Origin of the sequence: Bradyrhizobium sp. 170, from assembly GCF_023101085.1 — a bacterium.
In the GTDB taxonomy this organism is placed as follows: domain Bacteria; phylum Pseudomonadota; class Alphaproteobacteria; order Rhizobiales; family Xanthobacteraceae; genus Bradyrhizobium.
This window is the reverse complement of record NZ_CP064703.1, coordinates 7824831-7844790: the sequence shown is the minus strand read 5'-3', so window position 1 is coordinate 7844790 and position 19960 is coordinate 7824831. Positions and strand designations below refer to the sequence as shown.

At 63.0% G+C, this 19960-nt stretch carries 23 protein-coding genes; 11 read left to right on the top strand and 12 right to left on the bottom strand.

Features of this window, described 5'->3' with window-relative positions; all coding sequences use genetic code 11:
• Positions 1-2: 2 nt before the first annotated feature.
• The 3 genes from moaD to uvrC all read right to left on the bottom strand — a co-directional run bounded on the left by moaD (position 3) and on the right by uvrC (position 3034).
• Positions 3-254: a molybdopterin converting factor subunit 1 gene (gene moaD, locus IVB05_RS36670; protein WP_247780975.1), complete on the bottom strand. Its 252-nt coding sequence runs from the start codon at positions 252-254 to the stop codon at positions 3-5.
• Positions 251-865, bottom strand: coding sequence for a CDP-diacylglycerol--glycerol-3-phosphate 3-phosphatidyltransferase (pgsA, locus tag IVB05_RS36665; RefSeq protein WP_247780974.1), 615 nt, complete (start codon positions 863-865; stop codon positions 251-253). Before pgsA ends, moaD begins: the two co-directional genes overlap by 4 nt.
• Positions 866-967: 102 nt before the next feature.
• Complete coding sequence (gene uvrC, locus IVB05_RS36660) at positions 968-3034, bottom strand: excinuclease ABC subunit UvrC (protein ID WP_247780973.1); 2067 nt, start codon at positions 3032-3034, stop codon at positions 968-970.
• Positions 3035-3259: 225 nt separating this feature from the next.
• On the opposite strand from uvrC, the gene IVB05_RS36655 reads away from it, so the two are divergent.
• The gene (locus tag IVB05_RS36655) at positions 3260-3877 is read left to right on the top strand and encodes an outer membrane protein (RefSeq protein WP_247787270.1); all 618 of its coding nucleotides are present in this window, start codon (positions 3260-3262) and stop codon (positions 3875-3877) included.
• A 179-nt stretch (positions 3878-4056) separates the two neighbouring features.
• Here IVB05_RS36655 and IVB05_RS36650 read toward each other — a convergent pair whose 3' ends face one another.
• Both IVB05_RS36650 and rlmJ read right to left on the bottom strand, forming a co-directional pair.
• Positions 4057-4272 carry a cold-shock protein gene (locus IVB05_RS36650; protein ID WP_108522052.1) on the bottom strand — a complete coding sequence of 72 codons (216 nt, stop codon included), beginning with the start codon at positions 4270-4272 and terminating at the stop codon, positions 4057-4059.
• 260 nt (positions 4273-4532) lie between these two features.
• Positions 4533-5393 (bottom strand): 23S rRNA (adenine(2030)-N(6))-methyltransferase RlmJ, encoded by an 861-nt coding sequence (rlmJ, locus tag IVB05_RS36645; RefSeq protein WP_247780972.1) that lies wholly within the window; start codon positions 5391-5393, stop codon positions 4533-4535.
• A 238-nt stretch (positions 5394-5631) separates the two neighbouring features.
• Here rlmJ and IVB05_RS36640 point away from each other — a divergent pair, with 238 nt between their 5' ends.
• The gene (locus IVB05_RS36640; RefSeq protein WP_247780971.1) at positions 5632-7014 is read left to right on the top strand and encodes a calcium-binding protein; all 1383 of its coding nucleotides are present in this window, start codon (positions 5632-5634) and stop codon (positions 7012-7014) included.
• 154 nt (positions 7015-7168) lie between these two features.
• On the opposite strand, the gene IVB05_RS36635 is transcribed toward IVB05_RS36640, so the two are convergent.
• On the bottom strand, positions 7169-7849 hold the full coding sequence (locus IVB05_RS36635; RefSeq protein ID WP_247780970.1) for a ribonuclease T2: 681 nt from the start codon (positions 7847-7849) through the stop codon (positions 7169-7171).
• A 119-nt stretch (positions 7850-7968) separates the two neighbouring features.
• A complete protein-coding gene (locus tag IVB05_RS36630; RefSeq protein ID WP_247780969.1) occupies positions 7969-8430 on the bottom strand; it encodes a hypothetical protein in 462 nt (153 codons plus the stop codon).
• 166 nt (positions 8431-8596) lie between these two features.
• Between IVB05_RS36630 and IVB05_RS36625 the strand changes: the two genes are divergently transcribed.
• Together IVB05_RS36625 and IVB05_RS36620 are read left to right on the top strand one after the other, a co-directional pair.
• Positions 8597-8902 (top strand): hypothetical protein, encoded by a 306-nt coding sequence (locus tag IVB05_RS36625; RefSeq protein ID WP_247780968.1) that lies wholly within the window; start codon positions 8597-8599, stop codon positions 8900-8902.
• A gap of 108 nt (positions 8903-9010) precedes the next feature.
• The gene (locus tag IVB05_RS36620; protein WP_247780967.1) at positions 9011-9556 is read left to right on the top strand and encodes a DUF3617 family protein; all 546 of its coding nucleotides are present in this window, start codon (positions 9011-9013) and stop codon (positions 9554-9556) included.
• 255 nt (positions 9557-9811) lie between these two features.
• Here the strand turns inward: IVB05_RS36620 and IVB05_RS36615 are convergent, their stop codons facing one another.
• The 3 genes from IVB05_RS36615 to IVB05_RS36605 are packed head-to-tail and all read right to left on the bottom strand — an operon-like array spanning position 9812 to position 12499.
• Positions 9812-11197 carry an ATP-binding protein gene (locus tag IVB05_RS36615; protein WP_247780966.1) on the bottom strand — a complete coding sequence of 462 codons (1386 nt, stop codon included), beginning with the start codon at positions 11195-11197 and terminating at the stop codon, positions 9812-9814.
• Between the two features lie 10 nt (positions 11198-11207).
• Positions 11208-11891, bottom strand: a complete 684-nt coding sequence (locus tag IVB05_RS36610) for a response regulator transcription factor (protein WP_247787268.1) — start codon at positions 11889-11891, stop codon at positions 11208-11210.
• Positions 11892-11944: 53 nt separating this feature from the next.
• Positions 11945-12499 (bottom strand): MarR family transcriptional regulator, encoded by a 555-nt coding sequence (locus IVB05_RS36605; RefSeq protein WP_247780965.1) that lies wholly within the window; start codon positions 12497-12499, stop codon positions 11945-11947.
• Between the two features lie 342 nt (positions 12500-12841).
• Between IVB05_RS36605 and IVB05_RS36600 the strand changes: the two genes are divergently transcribed.
• The 3 genes from IVB05_RS36600 to IVB05_RS36590 all read left to right on the top strand — a co-directional run bounded on the left by IVB05_RS36600 (position 12842) and on the right by IVB05_RS36590 (position 15547).
• Entirely contained in the window at positions 12842-13918 is a 1077-nt protein-coding gene (locus IVB05_RS36600) for a branched-chain amino acid aminotransferase (protein ID WP_247780964.1), read from the top strand.
• Between the two features lie 127 nt (positions 13919-14045).
• Positions 14046-14936: a branched-chain amino acid aminotransferase gene (locus IVB05_RS36595; RefSeq protein WP_247780963.1), complete on the top strand. Its 891-nt coding sequence runs from the start codon at positions 14046-14048 to the stop codon at positions 14934-14936.
• A 422-nt stretch (positions 14937-15358) separates the two neighbouring features.
• Positions 15359-15547, top strand: a complete 189-nt coding sequence (locus tag IVB05_RS36590; RefSeq protein WP_247780962.1) for a hypothetical protein — start codon at positions 15359-15361, stop codon at positions 15545-15547.
• Between the two features lie 25 nt (positions 15548-15572).
• Here the strand turns inward: IVB05_RS36590 and IVB05_RS36585 are convergent, their stop codons facing one another.
• Positions 15573-15791 carry a hypothetical protein gene (locus IVB05_RS36585; RefSeq protein ID WP_247780961.1) on the bottom strand — a complete coding sequence of 73 codons (219 nt, stop codon included), beginning with the start codon at positions 15789-15791 and terminating at the stop codon, positions 15573-15575.
• A gap of 130 nt (positions 15792-15921) precedes the next feature.
• Between IVB05_RS36585 and IVB05_RS36580 the strand changes: the two genes are divergently transcribed.
• The 4 genes from IVB05_RS36580 (at position 15922) to IVB05_RS36565 (ending at position 19015) form a co-directional block, all read left to right on the top strand.
• Positions 15922-16440, top strand: a complete 519-nt coding sequence (locus tag IVB05_RS36580; RefSeq protein WP_247780960.1) for a DUF2314 domain-containing protein — start codon at positions 15922-15924, stop codon at positions 16438-16440.
• A gap of 138 nt (positions 16441-16578) precedes the next feature.
• Positions 16579-18120: a histidine--tRNA ligase gene (gene hisS / locus IVB05_RS36575; RefSeq protein WP_247780959.1), complete on the top strand. Its 1542-nt coding sequence runs from the start codon at positions 16579-16581 to the stop codon at positions 18118-18120.
• A 124-nt stretch (positions 18121-18244) separates the two neighbouring features.
• The gene (locus IVB05_RS36570) at positions 18245-18448 is read left to right on the top strand and encodes a tautomerase family protein (protein WP_025590867.1); all 204 of its coding nucleotides are present in this window, start codon (positions 18245-18247) and stop codon (positions 18446-18448) included.
• 171 nt (positions 18449-18619) lie between these two features.
• Entirely contained in the window at positions 18620-19015 is a 396-nt protein-coding gene (locus IVB05_RS36565; protein ID WP_247780958.1) for a hotdog domain-containing protein, read from the top strand.
• 104 nt (positions 19016-19119) lie between these two features.
• On the opposite strand, the gene proC is transcribed toward IVB05_RS36565, so the two are convergent.
• Positions 19120-19953: a pyrroline-5-carboxylate reductase gene (proC, locus tag IVB05_RS36560; RefSeq protein WP_247780957.1), complete on the bottom strand. Its 834-nt coding sequence runs from the start codon at positions 19951-19953 to the stop codon at positions 19120-19122.
• Between the last annotated feature and the right edge of the window lie 7 nt (positions 19954-19960).

The window sequence follows — 19960 nt, the reverse complement described above, 5'->3', positions numbered from 1 at the left end:
GCTCAACCGCCGGTCATCGGCGGGAAGAATGCAATCTCGCGCGCGCCTGATATCACGGCGTCCGGCTTGACGTGGGCGTGGTCGATCGCGGCGCGGATCACCTTCGGCTTTTCGAAGGCGTAGGCATAAGCCTCGCCCCGGCTCGACAGCCAGCCGATCAGGTCGTTCACCGTACGCACGTCGGCCGGCGGCTCGACGGTTTCCTCCGCCATGCCGACCCGCTCGCGTACCCAGGCGAAATATTTGACCTTCATCCCTCATCCTCCTTGATGAGGTGATGGATGCCGGCGCGGAAATAGTCCCAGCCGGTGTAGATGGTGAAGATCGCCGACACCCACAGCAGGGCGATGCCGATCAGGGTGGTCTGGGGCAGAATCTGCTCGCCGGCCTCGCCTGCGATCAGGAAGCCGATCGCGACGAGCTGGATCGTAGTCTTCCATTTTGCGAGCTTGGTCACGGGCACGCTGACCCGCAACGCCGCCAGATATTCCCTCAAGCCGGAGACCAGGATTTCGCGGCACAGGATCACGATGGCAGCCCACAGCGTCCAGCCATGGATGCTGCTATCGGCTGCCAGCATCAGGAGGCAGGACGCCACCAGCAGCTTGTCGGCGATCGGGTCCAGCATCCGGCCAAAAGCGGATTGCTGATCCCACATTCGCGCATAGTAGCCATCGAGGTAGTCGGTCACCGCGGCAGCGATAAAGACGGCCAGCGCCACCCAGCGCAGCCACAGCGGGCCGTCCAGGATGGATTGGGCGAAAACGCAGCCGACCACCACCGGAATGGCGGCAATGCGGGCGTAGGTCAGGATATTCGGCAGGGACAGGGTTTTGGCCTGTCCCCTGGTTGTTGCGATGTTCATCCGTCTTACCAATACCGCTGGAACGTGAAGGTCAACCGTGTGGAACTAGATCATCTGTCGCAGGCGACGCCCAAATGACATCCCTGTCGACTAGAAGTCCCCTTAACTCGGTTGCGCATGGAAAAACTCGAAAATCTTGCGAGCGCTTTCTGCGCTAACGCCTGGAACCTTACCGAGGTCCGCGATCGAGGCCCGTTCGATCTCCTTCAGCGTTCCGAAGTGATGCAGCAAGGCACGTTTGCGTGACGGGCCGATGCCCGGGATTTCCTGCAGGCCGGCTTCCCTGATGTCCTTTTTCCGTAGTTTGCGGTGCGAGCCGATCACGAAGCGATGCGCCTCGTCGCGCAGCCGCTGGATGAAATACAACACCGGATCGCGCGGCTCGAGCTTGATCGCTTCGCGGTCCGGCATGAACAGGGTCTCCCGCCCGGCATCGCGGTCCGGGCCTTTTGCCACGGCCATCAGGGAGACCTGGGTCAATCCCAGACCCTCGAAAATCTCCCGGACGGCATTGAGTTGGCCGCGGCCGCCGTCGATGATGACGAGGTCGGGCCATTGCGGAAACGAATCATCGTCGGCCTTCGCCTTGACGGCGTCGCCCTCCGGCGGCTTCAACAGCCGCTTGAAGCGCCGTTCCAGCACCTCGCGCATCATCGCGTAGTCGTCGCCGGGCGTCAGTCCCTCGGACTTGATGTTGAACTTGCGGTACTGGTTTTTGATAAAGCCATCCGGCCCCGCCACGATCATCGCGCCGACCGCGTTGGTGCCCTGGATGTGGCTGTTGTCGTAGACCTCGATGCGCTTCGGCACCTGCGGCAGTGCGAGCGTGGCCGCCATGCCCTGCAGCAGGCGGCTCTGGGTTGCGGTGTCGCTCAGCTTGCGGCCGAGCGCCTCGCGCGCATTGGTCAGCGCGTGCGCGATCAGCTCTTTCTTTTCGCCGCGCTTCGGCGTCGAGACTTCCACCTTGAAGCCGGCCTTGACCGAGAGCGCATCGGCCAGCAGCGCGCTTTCCTCAATCTCATGCGACAGCAGGATGAGTCTCGGCGGCGGCTTGTCGTCGTAGAACTGCGCGAGGAACGAGGCCAGCACTTCCTCCGGCGTGAACGACTTCTCCGCGCGCGGGAAATAAGCGCGGTTGCCCCAGTTCTGGCCGGTGCGGAAGAAGAACACTTCGACGCAGGAATAGCCGCCCTCCTGATGGATGGCGAACACGTCGGCTTCTTCCACGGTACGCGGATTGATGCCCTGCTGCGACTGGATCGCCGACAGCGCGGCGAGGCGATCACGATACAGCGCCGCGGTCTCGAATTCGAGTTCAGTGGACGCCTTCTCCATCTCGGTGGCGAGGAGTTTCTTCACGGCGTGGCTGCGGCCGGACAGGAAATCGGTCGCCTCGCGCACCAGTTCGCTATAGCCGGAGAAGTCGACCTCGCGCGTGCAAGGGCCCGAGCAGCGGCGGATCTGATAGAGCAGGCAGGGCCGGGTGCGGCTTTCGAAAAAGCCGTCAGTGCAGGAGCGGATCAGGAACGCGCGCTGCAGCGCTGTGATGGTGCGGTTGACAGCGCCGGCGGATGCGAACGGCCCGAAATACCGGCCGGGCCTGGATTGCGCGCCGCGATGTTTGAGGATCTGTGGCGCCCAATGGTCGCCTGATATCAGGATGTAGGGAAATGATTTGTCGTCGCGCAGTTGCACGTTGAAGCGCGGCCGCAGCTGCTTGATCAGGTTGGCTTCCAGCAGCAGCGCTTCGGTCTCGGTCGTGGTGGAGACGATCTCGACCGTCACGGTCGCGGCGATCATGCGCAGGATGCGCGCCGGCATCGGGGCGTTGACGCGGGCGTAGGAGGAGAGCCGCTTGCGGACGTTTTTCGCCTTGCCGACATACAGCACGTCGCTTCCGGCATTGAGCATGCGGTAGACGCCGGGAGAGGTCGGCGCCAGCCGCACCGCGTTTTCGATGGCCGTGTGGCCGACCGCCAGCGGGCCCTCGGCAATCGCCTCGGCAGGTTCCTCGGGGGCTTCCGGCAGGCGAGCCTCGTCGTCCTCCTCGGCGGCGGATGTCGCGGGATCGACGTCGGCGGCGATCAGGTCCTGCGGCGGCATATCCGGCTGGGAACTCCGCCGCGCCTTGCGCGGGGGCTCCGGGTGGTCGGTAGAATCGTGATCCATGGGCCTAAATTAAGCGCTGCAGGGCTGCATCGCCAGCACTCACGGCGCGCCTTGCCGGGGAAAGGCGCCGGTAACGCATCCTTAAGAATGATGAGCGGGCGGTAACCCGGCTTAACAACCCTTTAACTTAAAACTCTCGATAAATCTTACTGGAAAAAAGTGGAGTTCCGTAACCAGGCCGGCCTCTCGCCCGGCGTGGTCGCGGCAGTTGCGTGGAGTTGTGTGATGGGCAGGTTTGTGTGGGGCGCGCTGGCGCTGATCGCTGCAGGCTGGGCCACGTCCGCGCGGGCGGCCGACCTCTACGGCGCCCCCAATACTATCAAGCAGTCGCTGCTCCGTCCCGATAGCTGGGCCGGTCCCTATCTCGGCGTCAACCTCGGCTATGCCTGGGGTTCGGTCGCAAACAATCCGACCAAGCCGTCCGGTTTCGTGGGTGGTGTCCAGGCCGGCTACAATTGGCAGAACGGCGCCTGGGTGTTCGGTGTCGAAGGCGACATCCAGGCGACTGGCGCCGAAGAAACCTTCGCACCGTGGAAATTTTCCAACCCCTGGTTCGGCACGGTTCGCGGCCGCGCCGGTTTCGCGCTCAACAATGTCCTGTTCTTCGGCACGGGCGGTCTCGCTTTCGGCGAGCTGCGCGCCACAACCTTCGGCCTGTCGGAATCCCATACCAATGCGGGCTGGACGCTTGGCGCCGGCGCCGAAATGGCCTTCGCCCCGAACTGGAGCGCCAAGGTCGAATATCTCTATGTCGATCTGGCCAACAGCAACTTCGTCATTACAGGCGCGTCGAACGGCTACCGGTTCGGCCTGATCCGGGCCGGCTTGAACTATCGCTTCTAAGAACAAAGAGACTATCGGCTATCACCTCCCGGCGGCAGTAAGTCGCCGGGATTTTTTTGCCTTCGGGCCAAGGTTACGCGCGTGGGTGCCGCGCGCTTAAACGCTCTGGGCGGCGATGCCGTGCCCAGCGCAAAATCCTCACAGCCAAAAATTCAGTCCGCGTCAACGCGAGCGTCAGCTTACGATGAAATCACCAGGTTGACTGCCTTGGGGCCCTTGCCCTTCTTGTCCGGTTCGACCTCGAACGTAATGCGCTGTCCTTCTGTCAAATCCTTCAATCCGGCCCGCTCGACGGCGGTGATGTGCACGAACACATCGCGGCCGCCATCATCGGGCTTGATGAAGCCGTAGCCGCGTTCTCCGTTGAAGAACTTGACTATTCCAGTCATGGCCATCGGGAAACTCCTCCCCCGTATTGCTCCGCCGCTACGCGCACCTCGCGCATCGGCTGACCGGACATTCGCTGCCGGAAGCTTGGCCACCTGAGCCGATCGGATTCAAGCCGCCGACCAACCTGGATTTTATTCGGCCTTGATCACTCCGCCGCAACCATTCGCGGAAGCGGAACGTAAAGCCAGTCCCAATGGCCTGAGCATAGTACGGTTTCGCGTAAATTGCCTACGGTCCAATCGCACTTTTCAGAGGTAGTACCCCTTCAGGGCTTAGGCGTCTCGAGCCTGAAACGGCCGGCTCCGCCCTGACCGAGCGGCTTTTCGAGTTCGGGGAGAATTGTCTTCAATTCGCCCGCCAGCGTCCACGGCGGATTGACGATCAGGAGGCCGGTGGAGGCGAGGGGGCCGGCCGCCGCCTGCGGCGCAACGGAAAATTCGAGCCGCAGACATTTCCCGGCCGGCTTGCTGGCGGCGGCAGCGGCCGCGACAAGGCGTGCCAGGGTGTCGGTGGCGCGCCGGCTCTTCACCGGATACCAGATCAGATAGCTGCCGGTCGGCCATTTCGCGTAGGCCTCGGCCAGTCCGTCGGCCAGCCGCTCGAATTCGTCCTTTTGCTCGAACGAGGGATCGATCAGCACCAGACCGCGCCGCTCGTTGGGCGGCACAAAGGCCGGCAGCGCTGTCCAGCCGTCGAGATCGACTACCCGCGCCTGGCTGTCGCGGCGCAGCGCATCGATCAGTTGCCTGCGCGCGCCAGACTCGATTTCGCAGGCCGTGAGACGGTCCTGCGGCCGCAGCAGCGCGCGGGCGATCAGGGGCGATCCGGGATAGGCCTCAAGCTTGCCCGGCGCGTTGAATGCCCTGACGATATCGAGATAGGGGGTCACCAGCGGCAGCGCGTTTTCCGAAAAGCGCGCCTGCATCACCCGCGCAATGCCGGTCAGCCATTCGCCGCTGCGGCGCGCCTCCTCGCCCGTGAGATCGTAGCGCCCGGCGCCGGCATGGGTGTCGATGACGCGAAACGGGGCCTGCTTTTCCTGCAGATAGGTCAGCACGCGCACCAGCACGATGTGCTTGATGACATCGGCAAAGCCGCCGGCGTGAAAGGCGTGTCGGTAGTTCATGGAGGAGGGGTTACGACATCGGGGCGCGGAAAGTAACCCATATCGTCGACGACGCGAGCGTCGGATGACGTCTCGCGTTGGCGGGGCGTCCGTTTCATCGCGAGGTGATTTAGCCGGCTATCCATGGAAACGGCCAAAACCATCGCATAGCAGATTGCTGCAAATGCAGCCCATCCGCTAACTTTCTATTTAAGGATGTATGTGTATTCCAATACTCCTGGAAAGAAGGAAGTGCCTCATGAGTGTGATTGCCGCTGCCTATTCATCGTACACTACTTGGTCGATTTCGCAGGCCGGTACTGCGGATGCAGGCACCAAGGACGGCACGGCAAGTACGCTAGGCGGGACTTCGTCCTCGGCGGCCGGTGCATCGGCCACAACGGTCAGCATCTCGTACCGCGCCAAGCTGTTGCTGGCGCGGGCGTCGGCAGAACAATCCGTCGTCGATCAGCTTCAGGCACAGGTCAATGCCTTTCGCACCAGTGGTACCAACGACGGGTTGTCGGGCGGCATCGATCTGTTCCAGATTATTAGCGGAGCCGGTAACGACAGCATCAAGGTTCAGGCCAACAACGCCACGATCGATGCCGGCGCGGGCAACGATGTGATCGATACCTATGCCCACGCCAATATCGTCGCTGGCGAGGGTGACGATGTCGTCAGCACCTATCGTCATTCGACCGTGGATGGCGGCGCCGGCAATGATCGGATCAGTACGTACGCGCATGCAACGGTCACAGGCGGTGACGGCGATGATCATATCAGCACCTACGATTATTCCAGCGTTTCAGGTGGAGATGGAAACGACAGGATCGAGACCGACGCCAATTCCACCCTTGATGGCGGCGCCGGCGACGACGTTCTCAGCGCCAATGCCAACTCAAGCCTCAGTGGCGGTGCGGGCAACGACATGCTCAACGCCGGCGACAATTCCACCCTTGACGGCGGCGCTGGCGACGACGTTCTCAGCGCCTATGCCTATTCAAGCCTCGATGGCGGTGCGGGCAACGACAAGCTTAGCGCCTACCACAACGCCACGCTTGATGGAGGCTCGGGTGACGACATTCTCAGCGCCGGTCATCAGTCTACCTTGCGCGGCGGTGACGGCAATGACAGCCTCAACGCCTACGATCAGGCCAACCTGAGCGGCGGCGCGGGTAATGATCGGATCGACGCCTATGACAATGCGGTTGTCGACGCCGGTACTGGCAACGACACCGTCACCACCTACTCACATGCAACCGTGTCGGCCGGCGACGGCGATGACTATGTGCGGACCAATGATTATTCCGTCGTCGATGGTGGCGCTGGCAATGATACGATCCAGGTCGGCGAATCGTCGACGGTGACGGGCGGCGCCGGTAACGATCACATCTGGGTAACGGGAGATAATTCCACGATCAATTTTGCCAAGGGTGATGGCCACGATGTCGTTCGGGTCGACAACGGCAGCGACAGCGTCGATCTCTCGATCAGCGGTTATTCGCTGAATGATGTTATCGTCACCCAGCAGTACGGCAGGACCACTGTAAACTTCAAGGGCTCGAACGATTCCCTTGTTTTCAATGGATCGGCACGACTGAGCTTCGCCGATCACACCAGCGTGGATATTCGTGCCTGATGCAGCTCTTGCGTGGGGGGATCCCGGCCATCCACGTGCCGTGCAGACGACAATAAGGCCGTGGATGACCGGGAACACAGACAACCCTGGGCTGTCTGCGCAGGACGGGCCGCCATGCCTTGGTGTATTTCCTTGGCATGGCGGAAGAGGATCTTCAGCCGCCCCGCACCGGGGGCATCACCACTTCGTCGCGGCGGCAGGCGCGGCGGTCGATTTCTTCGCAGGCGCGGAATTGCATGTCCTTGCTCAGGCAGACCCGCACCTCGCTGAGTCGCCGGCTCGAGCAGGTCACCGAAATCGCCGAACTGCTCAGGCCCGGATTGATCTTGATGAAGGCCGCCTCGAGATCGCCTGGAGCAATGGTTTTCTGCTCCGACAATTGCAGGAATTCCTCGGGGATCTTCACCGCCGCGCGCGCCTTGCGGACGCTCTCGAAATAGGCCCGCGCGCCAAGGCCCGAACAGGTGCCGTGCTTGTCCCACTCATTGAAGATCAGGCCGGGCGCCGGCATCAGGTCCAACATCGAGGTCATGATGTTGCGATCAAGCCGCGGCGAGGGCCGCTGGCAATATTCGGGAAAGCCGCGCTCATATTGCGGCCACAGGCCGTGAACCACGAACGAATAGGGCCGTTCGCACTGGACCTGTGAGCGCCCGCTATTGCCGCGCTCGGCCGCCGCCTCGCAGAACGAGGGCGACCACGAAAGGGCCAGGACATAAAAATCGAACTCGCCCGGGGCGTTCTGCCGGCGGTCCTGCGCGAACGCCATCCGGGCGGAGACGACAACAAGCGCCAGCGAAATCAGAAGCCGCGAAATAACGGTGGATCGGTGCATCGAACGCCCCTCTACTCGACTACCGGGAGCCTAGCAGGGAACCGGAACATTTCAAGAACAAAATTAGGTAGTCGCGAACGGCAGCCGCGGGGGCTGTCCTATCGCCACGGATCAAGGAATCAGGGCCGGGCGGCCCGGCAGCCGGGGCTATACGCCCAGTTGCGGTCAAGGCCGGTCACGCACCATTCGACGCCCTGTCCGAAGCCGGCAAAGCCGCCATCCTCGATGATCGAGTAGTGCACGGTGCGCATCTTGCCGTCGCTCAGCATCACGTCTCCGCTGCAGTAGCGGCGCGGAATGTTGTCGGACTGCCAAGGCCGAAACGCGGTTTCGTGGATCCGGCCGTAAGAAGTGATCGTCAGCGACGAATTCCAGAACTTGCTCTCTTTCGCCTGGAATTGCGACGTGATCGTCGTCAGCGCCCGCTCGCATTCGGCGACGCGGCCGTCATAGCGGGGACCGAACAGCCCGAAATTCAGCTCCAGCGGGTTGGCGGCCTGGGCGGCATGGCTGGAGACCAGCAGGGCGACCGCCGCCGTGATGGGGCCGAGTGCTCTCAAGGATGTGAACAGGTTGCGCATGGGGAATCCGCCGGTAAACCAACGCCCGAGACGGTGCCGCGAAGCCATGACGAGGTCAAGTGCAGCGCGGCAACACCTGACGGCCAAGTCCGCCTCGTGCTGCAACCATTCTTTTCACGGCCATCGGCGCACACTATGGTGGGCTTCGAGCGAAATGGAGTCTGCGATGCGAAGAATTCTGGCCGCGTGCCTGGTTGCCTTGTGCCTGGTAGTCATGGGCGGAATGCTGGCGGGCGCGCCGGCGCAGGCGGACTGGGTGCCATCGTTCAAGGGCAACGACACCGGCGGCATCATTGCCTATCCGCTGGCGACGCAGACCGATGCCCGCCAGCTCGCCGTCGATCACTGCGCCCGCTACGGCAAGGTGGTGAAATTCCTCGGCGTGCAGCCCTATTACGGCGGCTACGTTTCCTTTGCCTGCCGCTGGGTGCCCTATGGCGCCGCCGAGCGGCCGCTGCGCACGCTCTACTGAACTGAGCGCCCGCGCTACCTGCTTTTCCGGCCGGACATGTTTTTGCCACGCGAAGCGTTCACTTCGCGTGCGCACAATATCGTGGAAGGATTGAGGGGGAGCACACGCATGAGACGACTGCTTCTTGTGTCTTGTTCGGCCGTTGGACTGCTTGTCCTGTTGCCGGTGAGTGGCGCGATCGCCGTGGAGTTGCCGGTGCGCAAGGCCGGACTATGGGAGATGAAGGTGCTGAGCGGCGGGACAGTGCCCGAGATGACCATGCAGCAATGCACGGACGAGACCACGGACAAGGACATGGCCACCGCAATGTCCCCCGTGGCCAAGGAGATCTGCTCCAAGCAGGACATTCAGAAGACGGCGACCGGCTATGTCACCGATTCCGTTTGCGGCATCGCCGGCATGTCGATCAAATCAAAGGCCGAGATCACCGGCGACTTCAACTCCGCCTACACCGTGAAAACGACCTCGCGCAGCGAGGGGGGCCCGGCCGGTGGGGCGGCGCGCGATAGCAACAGCACGATAGAGGCCAAATGGGTCGGCGCCTGCAAGGCCGATCAGAAGCCCGGCGACATCATGATGCCCGGCGGCATGAAGATGAACATCAAGGACATGGAAAAGCTGAAGTCCATGATCCCGAAGCAGCCGGGGAAGTAGCGAGGCCGCAGAATCTGCAGCGGTGAATTGTCGTCCCTGCGAACGCAGGGACCCATACGCCGTGCCGTAAATTTTGAGAGCCGCTGTTCGATGGCTTTTGTTTAACAACCAAGCCCTGTGGTTATGGGTCCCTGCGAACGCAGGGACGACAGTTCGTAGCTCGGATGGAGCGAAGCGAAACCCGGGATTCTTTGTGCGCGGGCGAGCTGTCCCGGATTGCGCTTCGCTCCATCCGGGCTACGCAGCTTCGTGGACCTACACCGGCACCCTTACTGCCGCCCTCAATCCGCCCATCGGGCTGTCGCCGAGCGTGATGTCGCCGCCATGCGAGCGGGCGATGTCGCGGGCGATGGCGAGGCCTAAGCCCGTGCCGCCTTCGTCCTGGTTGCGGGCATCGTCGAGCCGCAGGAACGGCTTGAACACTTCCTCGCGCATATTGGCGGGAATGCCCGGGCCGTCGTCGTCGACCGTCACCGTCAGATAGCGGTGATCGCGATGGCCGGTGATGGCGACCGTCTTGGCGTGGCGGGCCGCGTTGGAGACGAGGTTGGCGATGCAGCGCTTGAACGAGGCTGGCTTCACCGTCACCACGGGCAGGCCGTGGAACGTCACCGTCGCGATATGGCCGTTGCGCTCGGCGTCGCTGCGCAACTCTTCCAGCGCCTTCGCCATGTCGGTCGGCTGCGCGATCTCGCCGCTGTCGCCGCGCGCAAAGGAGAGATAGGCCTCCAGCATGCCGGCCATTTCGTCGACATCCTTGCGCATGCCGTCGACTTCGGGGCTGTCGCCGATCAATGCGAGTTCGAGCTTGAAGCGAGTCAGGATGGTGCGCAGATCGTGGCTGACGCCGGCCAGCATCGCGGTGCGCTGCTCGATCGAGCGCTCGACGCGCGCCTTCATTTCCAGGAACGCCTGCGCCGCCTGCCGCACTTCCCGTGCGCCGCGGGGACGGAAGTCTGGCGCCTCGCGCCCTTTGCCGAAGCTTTCGGCGGCCTCGGCCAGCCGCAGGATCGGCCTGATCTGGTTGCGCAGGAACAATACCGCGACGATCAGAAGGATCGAGGAGGTGCCCAGCATCCAGAAGATGAAGATCTCCGAATTCGAGGCGTAGGCCGCGCTTCGCTCCGCGAACACGCGCATCACGGCGTCATCGAGCTGGATGCGTATTTCAACCAGATTGGACCTGCCGACGGTATCGATCCAGAACGGGCGGCGGATCTGGCGGCCGATCTGCGACGACAGGGTCTGGTCGAGCAGCGAGAAGAACGGCTTCGGCCCCGGCTGCGGCATGTCGCCGACCGGGAGAAAATCGACCACGAGCTGCAGCCGCTGCCCGACGAGGCGCAATTGCGCGCGCTCCTTGTCCTGCGGATAGAACTTGTAGACGTCGATCAGGCTGGCAATGTCCCGCACCACGGATGCCGACAGGCGCCGCGTCACCGTATTCCAGTGCCGCTCCATGAACACGAACGCCACGACCGTCTGCAGGATCACCATCGGCACGATCATGATCAGGAGCGCGCGGGCATAGAGGCCGGTCGGCATCCAGCTCTTGAACGCGTTCCCCATCCAGCCATTGGCCCTGGAGACGCGTTGCGACGCGTTGCGGATGAACGTCAGGCCGGTGTCGAGCGTACTCATGAATATCGGCTCAGGGCGACGCGACCAGGCGATAGCCGATGCCGCGCACCGCCTGCAGGAACAGCGGATTGGCGGGATCGCGCTCGATCTTGCGCCGCAGGCGGTTGATCTGCACGTCGACCGCGCGCTCGTTCACCGTGCCGCCACCGGTCAGCGCCGCGCGCGGCACGGTTTCGCCGGGGCTGGCGGCCAGAATGCGCAGCATTTCGCGCTCGCGGTCGGTCAGGTGGATGATCTCCTCGCCCTGGCGCAGTTCGCCGCGGTCGAGATGATAGACGTAAGGGCCGAACGCGATCTGCTCCAGCGCTTCCACCGGCGGCGGCGCGGAGCGCTTGAGGATATTGCCGATCCGCAAGACCAGTTCGCGCGGCTCGAACGGCTTGGCGACGTAATCGTCGGCGCCGATCTGGAGGCCCTCGATCCGCGCCTCCGCCTCATGGCGCGCCGTCAGCATGATAATCGGCACCGAGGACGAGGCGCGAATGAACCGCGCCAGATCGAAGCCGGTTTCGCCGGGCATCATGACGTCGAGGATCAACAGATCGAAATGCAGGCCGAGCAGTTTGGCGCGGGCGTCGTTCGCGCTCGACGCGGTCGTGACGCGATAACCCTCGCCGGACAGAAACCGCGACAAAAGATCGCGGATACGGCGGTCGTCGTCGACCAGCAGCAGATGCGGGGCGTCGTCGGCCATTTGCTGCGTTGCACGCGCGGTGGCTGTAGCGATGGTTGCTCCTTGCGCCACGATCACTCCCTTGGCTTCTTGCTGCCGGTCCCGAAGATCGCCTCTAACACCTTGTCGGGGTCGTCGCGATCGATCATCGCGCGCAGGAACTGGCTGATAACAGCGACGCCTTCGGGATTGATGTCCCGGAGCGCGCGGGTGATGCGGTCGGTCTGCAGCCCCGCAAGCTTTGCCACCAAGGCTTCGCCCTTGGGGGTGGCGTAAAGAAGGCGCTGCCGGCGGTCGTTATTGCCGGTCTTCTGAACGATGTAGCCCTCGTCCAGCAATTGCTTGAGCACCCGGCCAAGCGACTGCTTGGTGATCCGCAATACGTCCAGCAGGTCGGCGACCTTGAGGCCGGGATAGCGGTAGACGAAATGCATCACCCGGTGGTGGGCGCGGCCGAACCCGAAAGCCTCGAGTTCATGGTCGGCGTCGCCCACGAAGTCGCGGTAGGCGAAGAACAACAGTTCGATGATGTCCCAGCGCATTTCACCGGCCCGCGGAGCAGGGGACGTGCCGGCGGCTCCCTGCGAATCGGGGTCGGCCGGGCCCCTTGAGAAATTTATGTCAGTCATGTTGACATATCTTGGGTTCAATGTTACAAAACTGCCAGCCACGACGAAACTTTAAGTCGTTTCGAACCTGGTGACGTGTCAGGCAGCCGGAAAAAGCCAGCAATGGCGGCAACGGCCGCAAATGAACTACCGTGCGATTGTCGAGCGGCATTTCGGCAAACATACTGGACTTCGGCATTCCGCAAAAGCATGTCCTCAACCGACATGACGGCGATGGAGACCGGCTGCAAGGCTGGTGGTGGTGAAGTCCGGACCTAATAAGCCAGCAGGCCGGAAGCGGCCGGCCGGCGCCAGAGATCGCGCCGATACCGACAGCGGGAAGCAAGGGCAGGAAGCAAGGGAATGAGTTTGAAATTCGAAATCCAGCATGCGGCGAATCCGACTCCCGAGAACGAGCGCACGGCAAAGCTCGCCGACCCGGGCTTCGGCCGGATTTTCACCGATCACATGGCGATCGTTCGCTACAATCAGGCGCAGGGCTGGCATGGCGCGCGGGTCGAATCCCGCGCGAATTTCCCGCTCGATCCGGCTGCCGCCGTGCTGCATTACGCGCAGGAGATTTTCGAAGGCCTCAAGGCATACAAGCGCGACAACGGCGTGAACCTGTTCCGCCCCGACGCTAACGCCCGGCGCTTCAGGAACTCGGCGGAGCGTATGGCCATGGCGCCGCTGCCCGAGGACGTGTTCATCGAGGCGGTCGAGCAGCTCGTGCGCATCGACAGCGCCTGGATCCCGGGCGGCGAGGGCAGTCTCTACTTGCGCCCCTTCATGATCGCGAGCGAGGTCTTCCTCGGCGTGAAGCCGTCAGCGGAATACATCTTCGCCGTCATCGCTTCGCCGGTCGGCTCCTATTTCAAGGGCGGACCTGCGCCGGTGTCGATCTGGGTGTCGGAGAACTACACGCGCGCCGCGATCGGCGGCACCGGCGCCGTCAAGTGCGGCGGCAATTATGCGGCGAGCCTGCGCGCGCAGGCCGAGGCCATCGAGCACGGCTGCGATCAGGTGGTTTTCCTCGATGCGGTCGAGCGCCGCTACATCGAGGAACTCGGCGGCATGAACGTCTTCTTCGTGTTCGACGACGGTTCGCTGCTGACGCCGCCGCTCGGCACGATCCTGCCGGGCATCACCCGCGATTCGATCATCGCGCTCGCAAAGGATTCCGGCACCCGCGTGCGCGAGGAGGCCTACACGATCGATCAGTGGCGCGCGGATGCCGCCAGCGGAAAGCTGAAAGAGGCCTTTGCCTGCGGCACGGCGGCCGTCATCTCGCCGATCGGCAAGGTGTGCTCCGCGGGCGGCGAGTTTCTGATCTCTGGCGGCGCGGCCGGCCCGGTCGCCATGGGCCTGCGCAACAAGCTGGTCGACATCCAGTACGGTCGCGCTGAAGACCCGCACGACTGGATCAGAAAGGTCCTGTGACCGGCGGCGGAATTATCCCGCCGCCTCCGTAGACAGATCACTTGAGCGCTGGGTGCGCGCGTCTCGTTGAGCCGCGCGAGGGCTGATGCGCGGCCAATCGAAGCAGTGTCTATCCGGGAGAGAGACCATGGGAGTTTCGTTCGACAAGATCGACGGCGTCATCTGGTACGATGGGAAGCTGGTGCCGTGGGCCGACGCCAACGTGCACATTCTCACCCATGGCCTGCATTATGCGAGCTGCGTGTTCGAGGGCGAGCGCGCCTATGGCGGCAGGGTCTTCAAGAGCACCGCGCATTCCGAGCGGCTGAAGAACTCGGCCAACATCCTCGATTTCGAGATTCCGTATTCGGTGGCCGAGATCGACGCCGCAAAACAACTCGTGATCGACAAGAACAGCCTGCCGGATGCCTATCTCCGCCCGATCGCCTGGCGCGGCTCGGAGATGATGGGCGTGTCGGCGCCGACCAACACCATCCATCTCGCCATCGCCGCCTGGGACTGGCCGAGCTATTTCGATCCCGCCGAGAAGCTGAAGGGCATCCGGATCGGCATGGCCGAATACCGCCGGCCCGATCCGGCAACGATTCCGGCGATGGCCAAGGCGTCCGGTCTCTACATGATCTGCACCATCAGCAAGCACAAGGCGGAGCGCGCAGGCTATGCCGACGCCATGATGCTGGACTGGCAGGGCCGCGTCGCCGAATGCACCGGCGCCAACATCTTCTTCATCCAGGACGGCAAGATCCACACGCCGACCGCCGACTGCTTCCTCGCCGGCATCACCCGCGCCACCGCTATCGACCTCGCCAGGCGCCGCGGCATCGAGGTGATCGAGCGCCGCATCATGCCGGAGGAACTCGATGGCTTCACCGAGTGCTTCATCACCGGCACCGCGGCGGAAGTAACCCCGGTGTCGGAGATTGCGGATTGGAAGTTCACGCCCGGCAAGATCTCCGAGCAGTTGATGGCGGACTACACCGCCGAAGTGCAGCCCAAGGATAAGGCCGCGGCGGCCTGAGGCCCGGCTTGTTCCCTCGACGGATCTCTCTTTCCTCTCCCCTTGTTGTGGGATCGAGACGAGCGAAGCTCGCTGTTAGGGTGGCGCCTCACGCAGTGAGGCGACGGGTGAGGGGTCTGTCTCCGCGGATCGGGTTCGGCTCCGGCCGCACGGTTCAACCCCGCCGATCACGGTGAGGCGCGGGGTCAGGGCTTCGTCGTCGGTCAGGGTTGTTGAACTGGATAGAGGAACTCGGCTGGTCGGAGCCGCGTTGGTGATGCCGAAGATTGACGAAGCATTCCCGGCCGGCAGCAGCATCCGCGACGCCAGGCTGCACAACCTGATCGGGAGCGAGCTGGTTTTCAGGCGAAATGCGAAGCCATCATGGCCACGATCTTGGAGCGCTCAGGAAACGAGGCGGACAAGAGCAACACGGAGGGCACATGAGAAACATCGTGAACGAGGACGGCGAGATCATCGCCAAGGCAACGAAGGACGGTACACTGGTCGGCGGCCACCACCGCCTCATAGTGGCGGGCAGCCTCAGTCAAAAACTGTTCTGGCAAGATACCGGCGAACCTGTGAAGCTTGACGCCTTAATGCATCTAAATTCTCATCGACGTATAGCTTGATGCGCTCGCCGCGTTAGCGAACGGCTTACTTCTTCTCGTCCTTCGGGGCCGGTGCCCCGTCCTTGTCCCTTTTGATATTGCCCTTGGTTGCGCTCATGCCGGTGGTGTCCATCGAACCATCTGGCTTGGCGCCGTTCGTCGTTCCGGGCTTCTCCATGCCGGTCTGCGGAGCGGGGCCGGTGTTCTGGGCAAATGCCGAGCCGCACAGGAGCGTAAGAGCGGTGAGGGTGATAAGCTTCTTCATAGATCTCTCCTTTGGAGACCTACAAATAATTCGGCGCGCAAAGTGTGGTTCCTGGATCGTGAACTCTTCTGCGGCTTTGTGCGACCAACTCCCGGATTGCGGATAGAATTCGGTGCGTGAAATGGTGACAATGACCTCAGCTCTCTCAATATGCTCCAAATGCGTCGTGGCGGCTGCCGTTGCGGCGGCCCTCGCGGCTTTCGGCTCCCCGACAGGCGCCGTCATGGCCCAGGACCGTTCCCCGGTGATCGACCTCAGTTCCGGCAACGCGGAGATGAATGCCGCGATCGCAAAGGGGCGGGCCACGCTGCCGACGTTCTGGGCCTCCTACGACGCGCCTAAACCGTCGGAGACCGGTCACTCCCTGAAGGCGCGTTTTCCGAATCCGAGGAACAATGGCGAGCACATCTGGATCGCCGAGGTGAAGAAGATCGCGGACGGCCGCTATTCGGGAAGGTTCGCCAACGCACCGCGCGATCTGCCCGGCAAGAAGGCAGGCGACGTGGTCGAGTTCAAGGAGGCCGACATCTCGGACTGGATGTTCATGCGGAACGGCAAGATCGTCGGTGGCGAGACCATCAAGCCGCTGCTGAAAGCAATGCCGAAGGCCGACGCCGACGCGCTTCGCGCGCGGATGGAATCCCCTTAAGGCAGGCCCAAGGCCAAACAGGACGTTCTGGTCAAAGCCCGCCCGGTGGGTTAAGTGCGTGGGATCCCCCTGGTTTTGCCGGTGGCGGTGCCAAAAGCGGCTTTCCCCGTCAGGCACATGCTGGTACCAACGCCGCCCATGGCTGAAAAACCCAAAAAACCCCAGAAGCTCCGCGCCCGCCTGCCGCGCGGACTGGAAGATCGTGGCCCGGCGGCGATTGCCGCCACGCGCCAGATGGTCGAGAAAATCCGCGAAGTCTACGAGCGTTATGGATTCGAGCCGGTCGAAACCCCGGCGATGGAGTTCACCGACGCGCTCGGCAAGTTCCTGCCCGACCAGGACCGGCCGAACGAGGGCGTGTTCTCGTTCCAGGACGACGACGAGCAGTGGATCTCGCTGCGCTACGACCTGACCGCGCCGCTGGCGCGTTACGTCGCGGAAAATTTCGACGCGCTGCCAAAACCGTATCGCAGTTACCGTGCCGGCTACGTCTACCGCAACGAGAAGCCCGGCCCCGGCCGTTTCCGCCAGTTCATGCAGTTCGACGCCGACACAGTGGGCTCGGCTTCGCCTGCGGCCGACGCCGAGATGTGCATGATGGCGGCGGACACGATGGAAGCGCTCGGCATTCCCCGCGGCAGTTATCTGGTGAAGGTAAATAACCGCAAGGTGCTCGATGGGGTGATGGAGAGCATCGGGCTGGGTGGTGAGGAGCATGCAGGCATACGGCTGACCGTCCTAAGAGCGATTGATAAGCTCGATAAGTTTCCAGTCGAGGAAATCGAAAAGTTACTTGGTCCAGGCAGATGGGATGGCGGAGAAGAAGGAAAAGGCGACTTCACCAAAGGGGCAGGATTGAGTGACCGCGCAATATCGCGCGTGATCAATTTCACAGGTTACAAGGGCCAGTCCGGATCGAAAAGCGATGTGGGTTCGAACGCGGTGACGATTGCGAATTTCGAAACCGTCGTTGAAGACAACGCTTTAGGGAAAGAGGGTGTTGCCGAACTTACAATGATTAAAGAGCTTGTTGCGGCGGCAGGGTATGACGAGAGCCGAATCGTCATCGATCCTTCCGTCGTCCGCGGCCTCGAATATTACACCGGCCCCGTCTACGAGGTCGAACTCACGCTCGAAACCAAGGACGAGAAAGGCCGCCCCGTACGCTTCGGCTCCGTCGGCGGCGGCGGTCGCTATGACGGCCTCGTCTCGCGCTTCCGCGGCGAGCCGGTGCCGGCAACGGGATTTTCGATCGGCGTGTCGCGCCTGCAGGCCGCGCTGACCATGCTCGGAAAGGTCGACACGAAGCCGGCATTTGGCCCGGTAGTCGTCACGGTGTTCGGAGGAGAAATCGCTGACTATCAAAAGATGGTCGCTGCTCTTCGCAACGCGAATATCCGCGCCGAGCTGTATCTCGGAAATCCAAAACACAGCATTGGTCAGCAAATGAAATATGCCGACAGGCGAAACGCGCCCTGCGCGATCGTCCAGGGGTCGGACGAAAGGGCGAACGGCAAGATCCAGATCAAGGATCTCATCCTTGGTGCGGGCCTTACCGAGATCAAGGACCGCGAAGAGTATTTGAAGAAACAGGCCGAGGCCCAATACGAGGTCGACCAAGGCAAGCTCGTCGATGCCGTGCGCGAAGTGCTGGCGCGCCATGACGTGAAGTGGGGATAGCTATTCATTCCAGGCGTCGTGCCCGGCCTTGTGCCGGGCATCCACGTCTTGTTTGATGGGGAGGATCGCGGACGGTCGGGAAGGGCTCGGCTATCGCGAGAAGAAAAGCAACGAGGAGACGAGAATGCCTGAGATTACCGTGAGCATGGCCGCCGGCCGCACCGACGAACAGAAGGCCGGCATGATGCGCGACATCACGCAGGCGCTGGTGAAGAACCTCGGCGTCGATGCCGATGCGGTGGTGATCCAGATCAACGAAGCGCCGCTGGCCCACAAGATGAAGGGCGGCAAGACGTTTGTGGAGCGGGCGGCTGCGGCGAAGAAGTAGCCTCCATCGTCGTCCCTGCCTAGTGCGCAATTGCGCACGGGCGCAGGGACCCATAACCACCGATGTTAGTTGTTACGCTGGGCTGGAGCTCCAGCTAGCTGCAACAATGGCGATTTGTGGTTATGGGTCCCGGCTCAAGGCCGGGACGACACTGCATTTGTGGAAGGATCCATGGACGCACGCGAATTCATCAAGATCGGCATGAGTGCGGAGCGGACGCTGGTCGTGCCGGCCGAGCGCACGGTCGGGCACTTTGTACCTGACATGCCGATGGTCTATGCGACGCCGATGATGATCCTGGAAATGGAGATGGCATCCAGCGATGCCATCAGGGGCCATCTTCAGCCCGCCTGGATCACCGTTGGCACCGAGGTTGATATCCGCCATCTCGGCGCGTCGCTGGTTGGCGCAACGGTGCGGACCACGGCTAAAGTCGTCGCGGTGGAGCGCCGCGTGATCCGCTTCGAGGTCGAAGCCTTTGAGGGCGAGCGCAAGATCGGCGACGGCCGCCACGCCCGCGGCCTCGTCAATGTCGAGATGTTTACCAAGCGGTTTGCGGGGAAGTAGCGGCAAACTCAGTGCGTAGGGTGGGCAGAGCGAAGCGTGCCCACCATTTAGCACCGTGCTCGCGATGGTGGGCACGCTTGCGCTTTGCCCACCCTACGCACCTTCTACTTCGCCAGTTCCTTCGATCGCTTCGTCGCCGCGGCAATCGCGCGGATCATCAGCGGCTGCATTCCGTCCTTGCCCATCAGCACCTCCAGCGCGGCCGCCGTGGTGCCGCCGGGCGACGTGACGTTCTGGCGCAGCGTGGCGGAATCCTGTTCGGAGCGGTGCAGCAGTTCGCCGGAGCCCGCGACGGTTTCGCGCGCGAGCTTGGTGGCAAGTTCTGCCGGCAGGCCGGCCTCGACGCCGGCGCGCGCCAGTTCTTCGGCGAGCAGGAACACATAGGCCGGGCCGGAGCCGGACACGGCGGTCACCGCATCCATCAGGCTTTCATCGTCGACCCATTCGACCGAGCCGGTGGCGCGCAGCAGCGCATCGGCGGTGGCGCGCTGCGCGGCGCTGACATTCTTCGCCGCGACCGCAACCGTGATGCCGCGGCCAATCGCGGCCGGCGTGTTCGGCATGGCGCGAACCACCATGCCGCCGCAGAGCTGTTCCAGCGCAGCTATGGGCGTGCCCGCCATGATCGAGACGACCAGCGTATTCGGTCCGACGAGCTGCTTCAGCGCCGGACCCGCTTCGTGGAACATCTGCGGCTTCACGGCGACCACCAGCGTATCGGCTGTGCCGGGATCTTTCGGATTGAGACAGACGCCCTTGGCGACCAGCGCCTTGATTTCGTCGGACGGGAACGGCTCGATCACCACGACGCGCTTGGCGTCGAGGCCGCCAGCCAGCCATCCGGTCAGCATCGCGCCGCCCATCTTGCCGGCGCCGGCGAGCGCGATGGTGCCGTGGACATTAGTGAGGGGACTAGCTGCGGTGATCGACGACGACATGCGACAT

Coding starts and splice junctions, on each gene's coding strand:
- pgsA (WP_247780974.1), bottom strand. CDS start 865: ATGAACATCGCAACAACCAGGGGACAGGCCAAAACCCTGTCCCTGCCG.
- IVB05_RS36635 (WP_247780970.1), bottom strand. CDS start 7,849: ATGCACCGATCCACCGTTATTTCGCGGCTTCTGATTTCGCTGGCGCTT.
- proC (WP_247780957.1), bottom strand. CDS start 19,953: ATGTCGTCGTCGATCACCGCAGCTAGTCCCCTCACTAATGTCCACGGC.
- IVB05_RS36600 (WP_247780964.1), top strand. CDS start 12,842: ATGAGTTTGAAATTCGAAATCCAGCATGCGGCGAATCCGACTCCCGAG.
- IVB05_RS36615 (WP_247780966.1), bottom strand. CDS start 11,197: ATGAGTACGCTCGACACCGGCCTGACGTTCATCCGCAACGCGTCGCAA.
- IVB05_RS36570 (WP_025590867.1), top strand. CDS start 18,245: ATGCCTGAGATTACCGTGAGCATGGCCGCCGGCCGCACCGACGAACAG.
- rlmJ (WP_247780972.1), bottom strand. CDS start 5,393: ATGAACTACCGACACGCCTTTCACGCCGGCGGCTTTGCCGATGTCATC.
- IVB05_RS36650 (WP_108522052.1), bottom strand. CDS start 4,272: ATGGCCATGACTGGAATAGTCAAGTTCTTCAACGGAGAACGCGGCTAC.
- IVB05_RS36630 (WP_247780969.1), bottom strand. CDS start 8,430: ATGCGCAACCTGTTCACATCCTTGAGAGCACTCGGCCCCATCACGGCG.
- IVB05_RS36640 (WP_247780971.1), top strand. CDS start 5,632: ATGAGTGTGATTGCCGCTGCCTATTCATCGTACACTACTTGGTCGATT.
- IVB05_RS36655 (WP_247787270.1), top strand. CDS start 3,260: ATGGGCAGGTTTGTGTGGGGCGCGCTGGCGCTGATCGCTGCAGGCTGG.
- uvrC (WP_247780973.1), bottom strand. CDS start 3,034: ATGGATCACGATTCTACCGACCACCCGGAGCCCCCGCGCAAGGCGCGG.
- IVB05_RS36610 (WP_247787268.1), bottom strand. CDS start 11,891: ATGGCCGACGACGCCCCGCATCTGCTGCTGGTCGACGACGACCGCCGT.
- IVB05_RS36580 (WP_247780960.1), top strand. CDS start 15,922: ATGACCTCAGCTCTCTCAATATGCTCCAAATGCGTCGTGGCGGCTGCC.
- IVB05_RS36585 (WP_247780961.1), bottom strand. CDS start 15,791: ATGAAGAAGCTTATCACCCTCACCGCTCTTACGCTCCTGTGCGGCTCG.
- IVB05_RS36605 (WP_247780965.1), bottom strand. CDS start 12,499: ATGACTGACATAAATTTCTCAAGGGGCCCGGCCGACCCCGATTCGCAG.
- IVB05_RS36590 (WP_247780962.1), top strand. CDS start 15,359: ATGAGAAACATCGTGAACGAGGACGGCGAGATCATCGCCAAGGCAACG.
- IVB05_RS36565 (WP_247780958.1), top strand. CDS start 18,620: ATGGACGCACGCGAATTCATCAAGATCGGCATGAGTGCGGAGCGGACG.
- hisS (WP_247780959.1), top strand. CDS start 16,579: ATGGCTGAAAAACCCAAAAAACCCCAGAAGCTCCGCGCCCGCCTGCCG.
- moaD (WP_247780975.1), bottom strand. CDS start 254: ATGAAGGTCAAATATTTCGCCTGGGTACGCGAGCGGGTCGGCATGGCG.
- IVB05_RS36595 (WP_247780963.1), top strand. CDS start 14,046: ATGGGAGTTTCGTTCGACAAGATCGACGGCGTCATCTGGTACGATGGG.
- IVB05_RS36625 (WP_247780968.1), top strand. CDS start 8,597: ATGCGAAGAATTCTGGCCGCGTGCCTGGTTGCCTTGTGCCTGGTAGTC.
- IVB05_RS36620 (WP_247780967.1), top strand. CDS start 9,011: ATGAGACGACTGCTTCTTGTGTCTTGTTCGGCCGTTGGACTGCTTGTC.